The organism is Pseudomonas sp. B414 (assembly GCF_055408445.1).
The window spans coordinates 298490-312239 of record NZ_JBUZTQ010000002.1; the positions used below are offsets into that span (position 1 = coordinate 298490).

14 protein-coding genes are annotated in these 13750 nt (G+C 60.3%); 5 read left to right on the forward strand and 9 right to left on the reverse strand.

Annotation, left to right across the window (positions count from 1 at the left end):
• Positions 1-115 precede the first annotated feature (115 nt).
• The 5 genes from cycA to lipA all read left to right on the forward strand — a co-directional run bounded on the left by cycA (position 116) and on the right by lipA (position 6228).
• Positions 116-1525, forward strand: a complete 1410-nt coding sequence (gene cycA / locus ACZRMH_RS03510; protein ID WP_464012168.1) for a D-serine/D-alanine/glycine transporter — start codon at positions 116-118, stop codon at positions 1523-1525.
• Positions 1526-1611: 86 nt separating this feature from the next.
• A complete protein-coding gene (locus ACZRMH_RS03515) occupies positions 1612-3138 on the forward strand; it encodes a sigma 54-interacting transcriptional regulator (protein WP_464012169.1) in 1527 nt (508 codons plus the stop codon).
• Positions 3139-3545: 407 nt separating this feature from the next.
• Positions 3546-3923, forward strand: a complete 378-nt coding sequence (gcvH, locus tag ACZRMH_RS03520; protein WP_464012170.1) for a glycine cleavage system protein GcvH — start codon at positions 3546-3548, stop codon at positions 3921-3923.
• Positions 3924-3971: 48 nt separating this feature from the next.
• The gene (glyA, locus tag ACZRMH_RS03525) at positions 3972-5225 is read left to right on the forward strand and encodes a serine hydroxymethyltransferase (RefSeq protein ID WP_464012171.1); all 1254 of its coding nucleotides are present in this window, start codon (positions 3972-3974) and stop codon (positions 5223-5225) included.
• A 25-nt stretch (positions 5226-5250) separates the two neighbouring features.
• Entirely contained in the window at positions 5251-6228 is a 978-nt protein-coding gene (gene lipA, locus ACZRMH_RS03530) for a lipoyl synthase (protein ID WP_464012172.1), read from the forward strand.
• A 121-nt stretch (positions 6229-6349) separates the two neighbouring features.
• On the opposite strand, the gene ACZRMH_RS03535 is transcribed toward lipA, so the two are convergent.
• The 9 genes from ACZRMH_RS03535 to ACZRMH_RS03575 all read right to left on the reverse strand — a co-directional run bounded on the left by ACZRMH_RS03535 (position 6350) and on the right by ACZRMH_RS03575 (position 13522).
• The gene (locus tag ACZRMH_RS03535) at positions 6350-7255 is read right to left on the reverse strand and encodes a metal ABC transporter solute-binding protein, Zn/Mn family (protein WP_464012173.1); all 906 of its coding nucleotides are present in this window, start codon (positions 7253-7255) and stop codon (positions 6350-6352) included.
• Positions 7256-8155 (reverse strand): metal ABC transporter permease, encoded by a 900-nt coding sequence (locus ACZRMH_RS03540; protein WP_464012174.1) that lies wholly within the window; start codon positions 8153-8155, stop codon positions 7256-7258.
• Positions 8152-8907 (reverse strand): metal ABC transporter ATP-binding protein, encoded by a 756-nt coding sequence (locus tag ACZRMH_RS03545; RefSeq protein WP_464012175.1) that lies wholly within the window; start codon positions 8905-8907, stop codon positions 8152-8154. The genes ACZRMH_RS03540 and ACZRMH_RS03545 overlap by 4 nt, the downstream gene beginning before the upstream one ends.
• Positions 8904-9842, reverse strand: coding sequence for a metal ABC transporter substrate-binding protein (locus ACZRMH_RS03550; protein ID WP_464012176.1), 939 nt, complete (start codon positions 9840-9842; stop codon positions 8904-8906). Before ACZRMH_RS03550 ends, ACZRMH_RS03545 begins: the two co-directional genes overlap by 4 nt.
• Positions 9843-9876: 34 nt before the next feature.
• Positions 9877-10431 carry a DUF6162 family protein gene (locus ACZRMH_RS03555; RefSeq protein ID WP_464012177.1) on the reverse strand — a complete coding sequence of 185 codons (555 nt, stop codon included), beginning with the start codon at positions 10429-10431 and terminating at the stop codon, positions 9877-9879.
• The gene (locus tag ACZRMH_RS03560; RefSeq protein ID WP_464012178.1) at positions 10428-10763 is read right to left on the reverse strand and encodes a hypothetical protein; all 336 of its coding nucleotides are present in this window, start codon (positions 10761-10763) and stop codon (positions 10428-10430) included. Before ACZRMH_RS03560 ends, ACZRMH_RS03555 begins: the two co-directional genes overlap by 4 nt.
• On the reverse strand, positions 10763-11302 hold the full coding sequence (locus tag ACZRMH_RS03565) for a thiamine pyrophosphate-binding protein (protein ID WP_464012179.1): 540 nt from the start codon (positions 11300-11302) through the stop codon (positions 10763-10765). Before ACZRMH_RS03565 ends, ACZRMH_RS03560 begins: the two co-directional genes overlap by 1 nt.
• A complete protein-coding gene (locus tag ACZRMH_RS03570) occupies positions 11299-12495 on the reverse strand; it encodes a PepSY-associated TM helix domain-containing protein (RefSeq protein WP_464012180.1) in 1197 nt (398 codons plus the stop codon). Before ACZRMH_RS03570 ends, ACZRMH_RS03565 begins: the two co-directional genes overlap by 4 nt.
• Positions 12496-12706: 211 nt before the next feature.
• On the reverse strand, positions 12707-13522 hold the full coding sequence (locus tag ACZRMH_RS03575) for an isocitrate lyase/PEP mutase family protein (RefSeq protein WP_464012181.1): 816 nt from the start codon (positions 13520-13522) through the stop codon (positions 12707-12709).
• Positions 13523-13750: the final 228 nt, after the last annotated feature.

The following is a 13750-nucleotide window of genomic DNA, read 5'->3' on the forward strand; positions in this document are numbered from 1 at the left end:
GACCGCTTGTACGAGGCTGGCACAGAACGTGCTCATGTCCCTTTGTCCGCTGCGGATAAACATGATGTTTGTCTGATCCAGGGACCCCGTACAAGAACAATAAAGAGGATGATTCATGCAAAATCAGCGACCTGATACGCAAGAACCGGAACTTCAACGCAGCCTGTCCAATCGTCATATCCAGCTGATCGCCATTGGCGGTGCCATCGGTACCGGTCTGTTCATGGGCTCGGGCAAGACCATCAGCCTTGCAGGTCCTTCGATCATATTCGTGTACATGATCATCGGTTTCATGCTGTTTTTCGTGATGCGCGCCATGGGCGAGCTGCTGTTATCCAACCTCAAGTACAAATCCTTTATCGACTTTTCCGCGGACCTGCTGGGCCCCATGGCCGGTTACTTTACTGGCTGGACCTACTGGTTCTGCTGGATCGTGACCGGCATCGCCGATGTTATCGCCATCTCCGGCTATACCCATTTCTGGTTCCCGGATATCCCCTTATGGCTACCCGCCATCGGCTGCGTAGCGCTGCTGCTGTCGCTGAATCTGATCACGGTGAAGATGTTTGGCGAACTGGAATTCTGGTTTGCCATGATCAAGATCGTGGCCATTTGTGCGCTGGTCTGCACCGGACTGTATATGGTGACCACGGCATTCCAGTCACCGACCGGCAACTCGGCCTCCCTGAGCAATCTGTGGAATGACGGCGGCATGTTCCCCCACGGCGTAATGGGCTTCTTCGCCGGTTTCCAGATTGCCGTCTTTGCTTTCGTCGGTATCGAGCTGGTGGGCACCACCGCCGCAGAAACCAAAAACCCGGAGCGCAATCTGCCGCGGGCTATCAACTCGATTCCGCTGCGCATTATCATGTTCTATGTGTTCGCGCTGATTGCGATCCTGGCCGTGACCCCGTGGCGTGATGTGGTGGCCGACAAGAGCCCTTTCGTTGAACTGTTTATGCTCGCTGGCCTGCCCGCAGCCGCTGGTATTATCAATTTCGTAGTGCTGACCTCGGCCGCCTCTTCGGCCAACAGCGGCGTATTCTCCACCAGCCGCATGCTGTTCGGTCTGGCGATGGATGGCGACGCGCCGAGCAAGTTCAAGAGCCTGTCGCGTCGCGCCGTGCCGTCCAATGGCCTGATCTTCTCCTGCATCTGCCTGCTGGCCGGGGCGCTGGTGATTTATGTGGTGCCCAACCTGATGGATGCATTCACCCTGATCACTACGGTATCGGCCACCTTGTTCATGTTTGTGTGGACGATGATCCTGCTGTCGTACCTGGCCTATCGAAAAAAACGCGATCACCTGCATCGCGCCTCGAAGTACAAAATGCCCGGTGGCAAGGTAATGGTCTGGGTTTGCCTGACCTTCTTCGTGTTTATCCTGACCTTGCTGGCCCTGGAGGACGATACTCGCCAGGCGCTGTACATGGTGCCGGTGTGGTTTGTGGTACTGGGCCTGGGTTATCGCTCGGTGCTGCGCAACAAGCAGGAAGTTGCGGACCTGGCTTGCCAGACCGACTGATCGCCGTTTCACGACATTGATTCTGCCCGGGGGGCGGCACATCACGTGCCGCCCCCTCGTTGTTTGCTGTCAGGGAGCGATTGGCCATGCGAATTCACGTCACTTTCAAAGACCGCGTCGGCATCACCCAGGAAATCCTGATGCTGCTGGGCGCGCGCAATCTCAACCTGGACGCGGTGGAGATGAGCCCGCCGAATGTCTATATCGATGCACCCACCCTGTCGCAAAAGGTGCTGGACGAGCTGCACCACGCCTTGTTGGCGGTAAAAGGGGTACAGGCTGTAGATCTGGTGGATATCCTCCCGGGCCAGCGTCGGCGCCTGCAACTGGAGGCTTTGCTGGCCGCCATGAGTGACCCGGTGATGGCCGTGGACCCTGATGGTTGCGTGCTGCTGGCCAACCCCAGGCTGACGGACCTGTACGGGCGTGACCCCACCGGCGAGCCGCTGTCGAATCTGTTCGCGGCACCGGACCTGGCCCGTACTCTGATCGATAAAGGCTTTCGCCTGCCCATGTGCGAAGTGAGCTTTAAGGGCAGCGATTTGCTGCTCGATGCCACGCCTATCAGCGGCGGTGCGGATGTACTGGTGGGTGGCCTGCTGACCCTGTACCCGCCGAGCCGTATTGGCGAGCGCCTGGCGTCCTTGCTGCGTGACCCGGCTGAAGGGCTGGAGGCCTTGCTGGGCAAGTCAGCCGTGCTGGAAGAGCTCAAGACGCGGCTGCACAAAGTGGCGAGCCTCGATGCGCCGCTGCTGATCCAGGGCGAAACCGGCACGGGCAAGGAGCTGGTGGCCCACGCCTGTCATGCCATGAGTGCCCGCCGCGACGCCTCGTTTCTGGCATTGAACTGTGCCGCGCTGCCAGAGAGTCTGGCCGAGAGCGAGCTCTTCGGTTACGCCGCCGGGGCCTTTACCGGCGCCCAGCGTGGCGGCAAGCCGGGGCTGCTGGAGTTGGCAGACCGTGGCACTGTGTTTCTCGATGAAGTGGGGGAGATGTCACCGTATCTGCAGGCCAAGCTGCTGCGGTTCCTCAGCGATGGATGCTTTCGGCGCATTGGCGGCGAGCGCGAAGTACAGGTCAATGTGCGAGTGCTTTGTGCTACCCACCGCGACCTGGAGCGCATGGTGAGGGAGGGCACCTTCCGCGAGGATCTGTACTACCGCCTCAACGTCCTCAATTTGCTGGTGCCACCGTTGCGTGAGCGCGGCATGGATATTCTGCTGCTGGCCGAGCACTTTTTGCGCCAGGCCTGCGAGCAGATCCACCGCTCGCCCTGCCAACTGGCTGTGGCGACCCATCCGTTGCTGCTGGGCAATCGCTGGGCGGGCAATGTTCGGCAACTGCAAAACGTTATCTTCCGTGCGGCAGCAACCAGCGAGGGCGACGTGATTGATTGCGGTGATCTGGAGCTGGCGGGCACCGAGCTGACCGGCCAGAAGGCAGACAGTGAAGAAGTGGTGAGCCTGGAGGCGGCGATGCAGGGCTTTGAAAAGACCTTGCTGGAGCGTTATTACGTGACCTACCCATCGACCCGCCAATTGGCCTCGCGCTTGCAGACTTCGCACACCGCCATCGGGCAGCGGTTGCGCAAGTACGGGATTCCCTCGCGCTGAGTTGTACTGTAGTCGCTGACGAAGGAACGAGGCTGCGATCGGTTGCGCAGCGACCGTAAATCCTGAACCCCGGTTTTGCCAGACACAGCAGTATTCGGGTTTACGACGGCTTTGCCGCCGATCGCAGCCTCGTTCCTTCGTCAGCGACTACAAAGTGGTATGAATCTGCTCCACCGGAGCGTTTTCGCTCCAATCCGGCTTCAGCCCCGCCTGTGCAGGACCCATCCACCATCTCCCATCCAAGCCTGGAGCGATTTCGCTCCGAAGGCTTCGTCAGAGAATTCAGAATTAATACTAACTATCTGATTTTAAATGACTTTATCAAATTGGCATCGCCCTTGCTCTTGTCTGAACAGTAGCGCCTGTTCGTCCTGCACCAGGACACATTGATAACAAGAGAAAAGTCCATGAGCACTCTGCGTTTTACCCCTGAACACGAATGGCTGCGCCTGGAAGCATCCGGCGAGTTGACTGTCGGTATTACCGACTTTGCCCAGCAGGCACTGGGTGATGTGGTGTTTGTGCAGGTGCCCGAGCTGGGGGCGTTTGATGCAGGTCACGAGGTGGCAGTGCTGGAGTCGGTCAAGGCGGCCAGCAATATCACCATGCCGCTGACCGGTGAGGTGGTCGCGGTCAACGATGCACTGGCCGATGCCCCCGAGCTAGTCAACGCCTCACCCATGGGCGACGGCTGGTTTTTTCGCATTCGCATCGAAGACATGTCGGCATTCAACGACCTGCTGGACCAGCAGGCCTATGAGGCCTTTGTGGCCGCAAACAGCTGATAGCGCTCTGCTCACATTGCGTGAATTTCTAATAACAAGGAAAATCCCATGTTCCATAAAAGCCTGACCCTGTCCGATTTCGACCCTGCACTGTTCGACGCCATTACCCGCGAGGCGCAACGCCAGGAAGACCATATCGAGCTGATCGCCTCGGAGAACTACACCAGCCCGCAAGTGATGCAGGCCCAGGGCACCGAGCTGACCAACAAGTACGCCGAAGGCTACCCGGGCAAGCGCTATTACGGTGGCTGCGAATATGTCGATGTGGTCGAGCAACTGGCCATTGATCGCGCGAAGGAACTGTTCGGCGCAGGCTATGCCAACGTCCAGCCGCACTCCGGCTCCCAGGCCAACGCGGCGGTGTATCTGGCGTTGCTGCAAGCGGGCGACACCATTCTGGGCATGAGCCTGGCCCACGGCGGACACCTGACCCACGGAGCCAAAGTCAGCTCTTCGGGCAAACTGTACAACGCTGTGCAATACGGCATCGATGGCAATGGCCTGATCGACTACGACGAGGTCGAGCGTCTGGCCCTGGAGCATCGGCCAAAAATGATCGTGGCCGGGTTCTCGGCCTACTCCAAGACCCTGGACTTCCCGCGTTTTCGCGCCATTGCCGACAAGGTCGGGGCCTATCTGTTTGTGGATATGGCCCATGTCGCCGGGCTGGTTGCCGTTGGTTTATACCCCAACCCGCTGCCTTACGCGGATGTGGTCACCACCACTACCCACAAGACCCTGCGCGGGCCACGGGGCGGGCTGATATTGGCCAAAGCTGATGCCGACCTTGAGAAAAAACTCAACTCTGCCGTGTTCCCGGGCGGGCAGGGCGGGCCGCTGATGCATGTGATCGCGGCCAAGGCGGTGTGCTTCAAAGAGGCGTTGGAGCCGGGTTTCAAGGACTACCAGTTGCAGGTGATCAAGAATGCCCAGGCCATGGCCGAAGTGTTCAAGCAGCGCGGTTATGACGTGGTTTCCGGCGGCACCGATAACCATCTGTTTCTGGTCAGCCTGATTCGCCAGGGCATCACCGGCAAGGACGCCGATGCCGCGCTGGGTCGCGCCCATATCACCGTCAACAAAAACGCTGTGCCTAATGACCCGCAGTCGCCCTTCGTGACCTCGGGCCTGCGCATCGGCACGCCAGCGGTGACCACTCGTGGCTTGCAGATCCCCGAGTGCCGTGCGCTGGCCACCTGGATCTGCGACATCCTCGACCATCCGGGCGATGCCGCGATCGAGGCCCGGGTTGCCCGTCAGGTCGGCGAACTGTGCGCACTGTTTCCGGTGTATTCGGCCTGATTGCATACCAGAGTGGAGCCCAGTCATGAATGCACAACAGCCCGTTGCCACCCGCCCGCAACCTCTACAAACGGGGGTCAAATTGCGCGGTGCCGAGAAGGTTGCGCGTATCCCGGTGAAGATCCTGCCCACCGAAGATATCCCGCGTAAACCCGACTGGATTCGCGTGCCCATAGCCACCTCACCCGAGGTGGCGCGGGTCAAGGCGCTGCTGCGCAAACACAAGCTGCACAGTGTGTGCGAGGAAGCGGCCTGCCCAAATCTGGGCGAGTGTTTTTCGGGCGGTACTGCGACCTTTATGATCATGGGCGATATCTGCACCCGGCGTTGCCCGTTCTGCGACGTGGGTCACGGCCGCCCCAGGCCGCTGGATGGGGACGAGCCGAAAAACCTCGCCATCGCCATTGCCGACCTGCGCCTCAAGTACGTGGTGATCACCTCGGTGGACCGCGACGACTTGCGCGACGGTGGCGCCCAGCACTTTGTCGACTGCTTGCGCGAAATCCGCAAACTGTCACCCGGCGTGCAACTGGAAACCCTGGTGCCTGATTATCGCGGGCGCATGGACGTGGCACTGGCGATCACCGCGCAAGAGCCGCCGGACGTGTTCAACCACAACCTGGAAACGGTGCCACGTTTGTACAAGGCAGCGCGTCCGGGCTCGGATTTCGAGTGGTCACTGGATTTGCTGCAAAACTTCAAGCAAAAGGTGCCCCATGTGCCGACCAAATCCGGGCTGATGCTGGGCCTGGGCGAAACGGACGAAGAAGTGCTCGAAGTGATGCGGCGCCTGCGCGAGCACGATGTCGACATGCTGACCCTGGGGCAATACCTGCAGCCTTCGCGCAGCCACTTGCCGGTGCAGCGCTTTGTGCACCCGGACACTTTTGCCTGGTTTGCTGAAGAGGGGCAGCGCATGGGCTTTAAAAACGTCGCGTCCGGGCCGTTGGTGCGTTCGTCCTACCATGCGGACCAGCAGATGCAGGGGAGCCATAACCGCTGACCGGAACGCCGCAAACCTGTGGGAGCGGGCTTGCTCGCGATTCAGACGGCGCGGTGTTTCAGTTGAACCGCGTCGATGCCATCGCGAGCAAGCCCGCTCCCACAGGAGTTGTGTATTGGGTTTATTTCTGGCTCAGTACTTTCACGACAGCCTCAATATTACCCTGCAACTCAGCCACAGGATCGGTGCCATCGGCACCGATCACCACCAGCTCACTCCCCCCCTTGGCAATCGCTTTTTTTACCTCGGCAGAAGGCTGGCGATGATCCAGCACCAGCGCCACAGCATTGTCCTTCAGTGTTTCGCTCAGCGCCTGCAGTGCCTCCGGCGTCCAGGTCTCATCACCCTTGTGATCCACCTCGACCCGTTCCAGATTCAACCCGCCGATCAAGTAATCCAGGCGCTCGGACAAGCTCACCACACTTAAGTTATCCGCCTTGGCCAGCTGCGCTTCGCTATCGGCACTGAGCTTGAGCAGGCGCTGCTTGAGATTCGCCAGATTGGCTTCGATCTGCGGCTTGGCCTGCGGCGCCAGACGCACCAGATCAGCCGCGATCACATCCGCCATGCGCCCCATATTGTTGCTGGTCAGCCACGGCTGGCTGTTCAGGCCATCGCCATGAACGCCCGGCTGTACGGCAATGCCCGGCAGGCTGCCGTCCACAGGCCGTGCCGCGTCCACCTCGACAATACGGATATTGCTGCGCCGCGCCATCGGGTACAGCGGGTCGTCGCTCCACACGGAGCGCAGGCCGATCACCGCATCGGCCTGGGTGGCCAGCTTGTGCAAGGCCGGGGCACCACGGCCACTGAAGTAGGCGCTTTGCCGACTGCCAGGCAGGTTGGCCGCAGCGGCCCGCTCCAGGGTCACGTTGCTGTCCTTGAGCAGCAACTCGCCCAGCCCGTAAGTGATCGGCAGGCTGGCGAGGATGCGTACTGGCTGGGTTGCGGTGTCGGCCGCCAGCAACGGGGTGCTGAGCAGGCCGGTGATGGTCAGGGCCAGGAAGCATTTGCGCAGAGTGAGCATTTATCCAATATTCCCTTTCAGGCTGGGCACCACGCCACGGGCGATGGCGGCGAGGGCGAAGGCGATACCGGCCATCAGAATGATCGCGGCACCAGACGGAATCGGCAGGTCAAAAATAATGGGCAGCAAGATGCCGCACAGGGTGCTGACGGTGGCGATCAATACCGAAATCCAGAAAAATCCCTTGAGCGACTGGCTGAGCAAACGCGCCGCTGCCGCCGGAATCACCAGCAGGGCACCCACCAGAATCGCACCGATCACCTTGACCGCGGCAACGGTGATCAGCGTCACCAGAATCACGAATAGATAATCCAGGGATTTCACCGCCACCCCGCGCACGGCGGCCAGTTGCGGGTTGAAGCTGGCCAGCATGATGCGGTTGTACAGCGGCAAACTCAGGCCCAGCACCAGCGCGCCAACCACGGCCAATACCAGCAAGTCGTTGCCGTTGACCGTCAATACCGAGCCGAACAGTACGTTTTCGAGGATATGCACGTTGATCTTGCCCGCCAGAATCAGCAGCAGGCTGGCGCCCAGGGCCAATGACACCGACAGGAACACGCCGATCAGCGTATCCGGTGCCAGCCCGGTGCGGTTGCGCAGGTAGTTGAGCGAGATGCCGAACAGCAGGCAATAGCCGAACAGGCTGCCATAGGGCCCGGTGTAGGGTTCGCCCAGGAGGATGCCGATGGCCACGCCGGTCAGTGCGGCATGGCCCACGGCTTCGGAAAAAAACGCGAAGCGCTTGACCACCACCAGGGTGCCCAGCCCGCCCAGCACCGGGCCGATCAGCAGGCCGGCGAGCAGGGCGTTGACAACAAAACCGTAAGCCAGTACTTCGGGCAGATAACCGGCAGAAGCCCAGCCCTGAACCATCAAACGGAAGGCTTCGTAACTCATGAAAGGGCGCTCCCGTGGGCCTTTGGATGGGTGGAAAACAGGCTCAGCAGACGTTCGGGGCTGAGGGTCTGCGCCGGTGGGCCGTCGAACAGCACTCGGCGATTGAGCCCGGTCACACGCTCGGCCAGCCGTTTTACCGCAGCCAGGTCGTGCTCGATCCACACCACTGTGACTCCGGCCTGGCGCCAGTCGGCCAGCAGCCGCTCAAACACCTGCGCCCCGGCCTCGTCCAGTGCCGACATGGGTTCATCCAGGACCAGCAATTGCGGTGCCGGGATCAGGCCCTGAGCGAGCAACACACGCTGGCGCTCGCCACCGGACAGCGCGCCCATACGCCGCTTGCGTTTGTCCTGCATGCCGACTCGCTCCAGCGCCTCGCCGATGGCCGGGGCGACCTTGCGCGACAGGCCCATAAAGGCCGGGCGGCGCTGGCACATGGCGGCCATAAAATCATCCACGGTCATTGGCAGACCACGGTCGAATTCCAGGGCTTGCGGCACATAGCCGATCAGCCCCGGCTCGCCGGGCCAGTTCAGGCACAGGCGGCCCTGATGGGGCATTTGCCCCAGCAGGGTCTTGATCAGCGAGCTTTTGCCACCGCCATTGGGCCCCACCAGCGCATGCACGCTGCCGGGGCGGATGCTGAAGCTGACGTGATCGAGAATAGGCGTGCGGCCCAGGGTCAACGACACCTGCTCGAACTCCACCCCAGGCCCGCAGGTCGTGATGGACAGGCGTTCAGCTGCAGTCATGCGCCGGCCTCCTGAATCGCCCTGACCACGGTATTGAGGTTGCCGGTCATTTCTTTTTCATACTTGTCGGCGCTGTAGTCGCCATAAGAGATATGCGACAGCGGGTACAGCTTGACCCCGGATTCGCGCTGGATGGTGTCGACATAAGTGGACGGGAAGTCCATTTCGGAGAAGATCACTTTCACGTCCAGTTCGCGTAGCTGGTCGATGGTCTTCTTCAACTGGCTGGGGCTTGGCTCAATGCCGTGTGCCGGCTCGACCACCGCAGTGACCTCCAGGCCGAATTCGCGCAGCAGGTAGTCGTAGGCCGCGTGTACTGTGGCCACGCGCAGGTCGGCGTTGGGTGCCTCGGTCAGCTTGGCCAGGGCATCGGCGCGCATCTGCCGCAGGCGCTTGCCGTAGGTGCGGGCATTGGCGGTATAGGTCTTGGCATTGGCCGGGTCGAGCTTGCCCAGTTCACGGGCAATATTGTTGACCTGGGCAATGGATGCGCTGATCGACAGAAAGGTGTGCGGGTTGACCACCTTGCCCGCACCCCGCGCGGCGTTGCCGGTAGCCGCCAGCAGCGGCACGTTCTGGTTGGCCTCGATCACCGGGATATCCGGCTTTTCGCTGGCTTCGATCATGCGGTCGGCAAAATCATCATGGCCCACGCCATTGAGCACGATCACATCCAGGCTACCAATGCGCTTGATATCTTCGGCGCGGGGCTCATAGGCGTGGGGGTTGAAACCGGCCGGGATCAGCGGCACTACCTCGGCCTTGTCGCCGACGATATTGGCCACGTAGCTGTAGTAGGGGTGCAGGGTAATACCGATACGCAGCGGCTTGGCCAGCGGCGCAGGAGCATCGGCAAAGGCCAGCGGTGACAGGCAAGCGACAAACAGTGCGGCCAGCAGCAGGGTGCGGCGACGCAGAACGGATGAAATCGACATGGCGAGCAGTCTTCTCTCAGGTCTAGCGGTGGGTTCAGTGACGATGCTGGCGCGTGACCCCGGCATCGAATTGCGCGATCACTTGCTGCCAGCCCCTCTGGTTCAGGGCGGCATCGCTCAGATCAGCGGGCGGGCTTACGTCGTGCTGACGGTTAAGCCAGATATCGGGCGTGTCGCCGATGCGCAGCAAGAACGAACCCGCCACGTCAGGGTTGGGGCTGGTGCCCAGGTACGCCTGCTCGCCCAGCAGCTGCCAGGCATGGTTGCCACGGCTGACCGAGCTGGCATCGCTGGCAAAGGGCGCAAAGCCTTCTTCGGCCAGTTGTCCCGGTTGCGGCAGGGTGCTGGACTCTTCGCGCAGCAGCTGGATTTCATCCAGGGTGACCCGCAGATCGGCGTAGATGCCTTGTTCGGCAGCATTCAGATCGCGGCGTGCATCCAGTTGGTGGGCAGCCACCGAGGTCACTTCCTGCGACTCGTAACGCCAGGCCACCACGGAACCGGCCACGGTCAGAATCACCAGGCACAACAGCAACACGTAGAGGGTTTCATGCCCGGCCCCAGCGGGGCGTACGACTTGAGTAGTCATGGGGCCTCGATATCGGCTTGGTCGATCTCGACGATATGGCCTGGGCCTGCGTCGAACAGCACATAGAACTCGGCATCCGGGCGTTTGAAGGTCAGGGTCGAATCCGCGCCCAGCTTGCCGGGCACCAGAATGGTTTCGTCGTAGCCGATCACGTCCAGCGTGACCCCGGGGGCGCCGCTGCCATCGGAAAACCCGCCGGTGCAGCGGATCTGCCCGTCTTCAACGGCCTTGCACTCGCACATCGGGTTATGGGCCAGGGCCTGGCCGCAAAAGCCGAGCAAGGCGATAAACCCTGCCGCCAGGGCAGGTTTGTTCAACAAACGCGAAGGCATTATTTGGCTCCTCGTTGGGCCAGCCAGGCGACCGTTGCCGGTGAGGCCTGACTCAGGGGGATGGAGGCCTGATGCATGGAGCCGTCCCACCCCTCAAGGGTGATCCACAGCTCGGCGTCGGCCTTGGTGCGTTCCGGGATCGGCATGGTGGCGCCCATGCGATAAGGCGTGCCGAAAAAAATCACCCCGGCGGCCCGCAGGCTGCGCGGCTTGCCGATCCGCAGGTAGGCAGCCTTGACCTGATCGGCACAGGTCTCGCACAGGGCCGCGTTAAAACTCTTCATATAGCCAGCCGGGCCGTCGGGGCGCGGGGCTTCGTTGCGCAACTCGGCCAGTTGCAGGCTCCAGGGGCCGACCTGCACGGTGCCGATTTCGCGCTCGCCCAGGCCGCTGTCGCCGCGAAACAGCGAAGCATCGGCAAAGTATTTGGGCATAAAACCCAGCGGCACCAACAACAGCAGAATATTGATGTGAAAGCGCCATTTGTGCCAAAACCGGCGCAGGGAAGACGCAGGCGGTGCAGCCATTGCCTTGCTCATACATTGGCCTCTTCGGTTGCGGTAACGGTCCGGGTCTTGCGTACACGCTGGGGTTTTTCGCTGCGCTTGAGGGCATTGGCGGTGGCCAGGGCCATGCGCTTGGTCCAGATCAGCAGGCCGCTCAAGACCATCATGCTCAGGATCAAGCCGAAGAAGAACCAGATCAGTTTGACCCACAGCCCACCAAAATCACCGGTGTGCAGCGGGCGCATGGATTCGGTTACCAGCTCCAGGCCAGAGCGGTCGGCAATCATCCGCGAGCCTTCGATGGCACCGTTGTACGGGTTGATATCGGCGGTCTGGAACAGCAGTGGATACCAGCCCGGACCACCGACCTCGATATGCCCGTAGGCATTGCTGGGCAGGCTGACAAAGCTGGCTTCCAGGCCGGGGATTTTTTCGGCGGCGATCTTCACCGCCTGATCGAGGCTGATCTGCGGCGCCGGTTTGCCGTCCGCCATGATCGGCACATCCTGACGTGCCACAACCGGCGGGTTGCCGGCGGTCGAGATGGAAATCTGGTTATCGAACATAAAGGCCTGGATCAGGAACCACAGGCCAGTGATGGAAATCACTGCGATAAACCAGATCGACCAGATGCCACACAGGCGATGAAAGTCGCCCCAGAAAATCCGCGCCCCGTGCTTGAAGCGCAGGTTGGGTTTGAAAAAGCCCTTCCAGAACTTCTTGTAGACCACCAGGCCGGTAACCAGCGACGCCAGCAAAGGCAGGCCGAGGAACGACACCAGATACCAGCCCCAGCTGTAGCCATTGGTAAAGGGCACCAGCCACCAGCCGTGCAGGGCGCGGGTAAAGGCCTTGAAGTTGAAACTGGGACTTTCACCCTGGATTGCCCCGGAGTACGGGTTGATATACAGCTCTGGCGAGCGGCCGTCCGGGTACACCACATCGGCCACCAGGGCGAAGTGCGACTCGTCGGGGCGGCTGATCGACTGCACGGCCAGTGCCGGTTCGGCCTTGTGAATGGCGGTGAGCACCTGCTCATAGGTCAGCAGCGGTGCATCATCATAGGGCTGGCTGGCGCGGGCCTCGGGGGTGGCCAGCCAGACGATCTCCTGGCTGACCACGGCCAGTGTGCCGGTCACGCAGACAATCAATACAAAGAACCAGATGGGCAGGGTCAGCCAGCTGTGAACCAGAAACCAGAGTTTAGAACGGGACTTTTTGGACATGGGAAACGGCAAACTCGCGGCAGGGCGGGTGTGTAATCGCCAATGAGAAGCGACTGCTTATCCATGTAGGACGGATGAGAACCGCAAAACCCGAAGGTTGGCTTGTAAAAAATTGTTTCAGAGCTCCCGTGGGGGCACGCAATTCTTTGCAACTGCCGAGGAACGCAGCCTTCGTTCCTCGGCAGCTGCTGCAAGCAGGATGGGTCGACGCTTAGCGCATCACTTCATCCAGATGTTTGAAACCCATTATTCCTTGCATAAAATCCAGCCCGTCGGGTTGTTCAAGTCCCTCCAGTACGGTTGATATCTGCGTATAGGCTGCCCGAAATAGCGAGCTGCCAACGCTGACTCTTTGCACGCCCGCCGCCTTGAGTTGTTCAATTGTCATACCGGGCACTGGCAGCACATTAAGAGGTTTGGTCAGTACACTCTGGACGATATTTACGTCTTCAATCGATTTCAGGCCAGGAGCGAACAAGCAATCTGCTCCTGCTTTCTCAAATGCGCTCAGGCGTGCAATCACTTCACTTAAACAATAGTCATGCGCGCCGAGCAGGTAGTCGGTTCTGGCCGTCACAATAAAATCGCGATCAAGGCCATGAGCAGCTTCGCAGGCAGCATGCACGCGATCGCAGGCTTGTTCTCGGTCAAAGAAAACGGGTTTGGCGGGATCTTCGTAATTACAGATGTCTTCTATGGACGCTCCTGCGCAGCCCATATCCAGAATGCGTTTGAAGTTGCACTCGACGCCTTTCAGATCCTCGGCCAAGCCGTTTTCGAGGTCTGCACTGACAGGAATGTTCACGGCCCGGACGATGCGTTCTATGGTAGCGAACCTGTTTTCGTCATTCATTTGCGCTGAAGAGTCGCGGTAGCCCTGTGCATAGGCGATACCGGCGCTGGTAGTGCCAATGCTGGTAAAGCCCAGGTGCTGAATCAGTCGAGCACTTCCCTCGTCCCATGCATTGGGCATGACGAACAGACGGGTACTCTCATGCAGTTCCTTGAATCGTTGGCTGACGGTCATAACGGCTCCATAAAGACAGGTAAGAAAAGCACCGAAAAGGCTACGCCGGTACGCAAGTATTTGTAGATACCGTCTTGAACCTCATCGCGCAAGCGCTATGCCAGGGTCAATTCGCTATAACCTGTTTGAGTGGGGTTCTGTTTTTAACTGGCTCAATGAGTACATATCCGGCATTTTTATATAACTGAAATATTGGTTTCGCTCTTACAGCGAGTCCCTTTTGGAAGG

Excerpts from the sequence above, each read along its gene's own strand:
- cycA (WP_464012168.1), top strand. The coding sequence starts at position 116 with ATGCAAAATCAGCGACCTGATACGCAAGAACCGGAACTTCAACGCAGC.
- ACZRMH_RS03515 (WP_464012169.1), top strand. The coding sequence starts at position 1,612 with ATGCGAATTCACGTCACTTTCAAAGACCGCGTCGGCATCACCCAGGAA.
- gcvH (WP_464012170.1), top strand. The coding sequence starts at position 3,546 with ATGAGCACTCTGCGTTTTACCCCTGAACACGAATGGCTGCGCCTGGAA.
- glyA (WP_464012171.1), top strand. The coding sequence starts at position 3,972 with ATGTTCCATAAAAGCCTGACCCTGTCCGATTTCGACCCTGCACTGTTC.
- lipA (WP_464012172.1), top strand. The coding sequence starts at position 5,251 with ATGAATGCACAACAGCCCGTTGCCACCCGCCCGCAACCTCTACAAACG.
- ACZRMH_RS03535 (WP_464012173.1), bottom strand. The coding sequence starts at position 7,255 with ATGCTCACTCTGCGCAAATGCTTCCTGGCCCTGACCATCACCGGCCTG.
- ACZRMH_RS03540 (WP_464012174.1), bottom strand. The coding sequence starts at position 8,155 with ATGAGTTACGAAGCCTTCCGTTTGATGGTTCAGGGCTGGGCTTCTGCC.
- ACZRMH_RS03545 (WP_464012175.1), bottom strand. The coding sequence starts at position 8,907 with ATGACTGCAGCTGAACGCCTGTCCATCACGACCTGCGGGCCTGGGGTG.
- ACZRMH_RS03550 (WP_464012176.1), bottom strand. The coding sequence starts at position 9,842 with ATGTCGATTTCATCCGTTCTGCGTCGCCGCACCCTGCTGCTGGCCGCA.
- ACZRMH_RS03555 (WP_464012177.1), bottom strand. The coding sequence starts at position 10,431 with ATGACTACTCAAGTCGTACGCCCCGCTGGGGCCGGGCATGAAACCCTC.
- ACZRMH_RS03560 (WP_464012178.1), bottom strand. The coding sequence starts at position 10,763 with ATGCCTTCGCGTTTGTTGAACAAACCTGCCCTGGCGGCAGGGTTTATC.
- ACZRMH_RS03565 (WP_464012179.1), bottom strand. The coding sequence starts at position 11,302 with ATGAGCAAGGCAATGGCTGCACCGCCTGCGTCTTCCCTGCGCCGGTTT.
- ACZRMH_RS03570 (WP_464012180.1), bottom strand. The coding sequence starts at position 12,495 with ATGTCCAAAAAGTCCCGTTCTAAACTCTGGTTTCTGGTTCACAGCTGG.
- ACZRMH_RS03575 (WP_464012181.1), bottom strand. The coding sequence starts at position 13,522 with ATGACCGTCAGCCAACGATTCAAGGAACTGCATGAGAGTACCCGTCTG.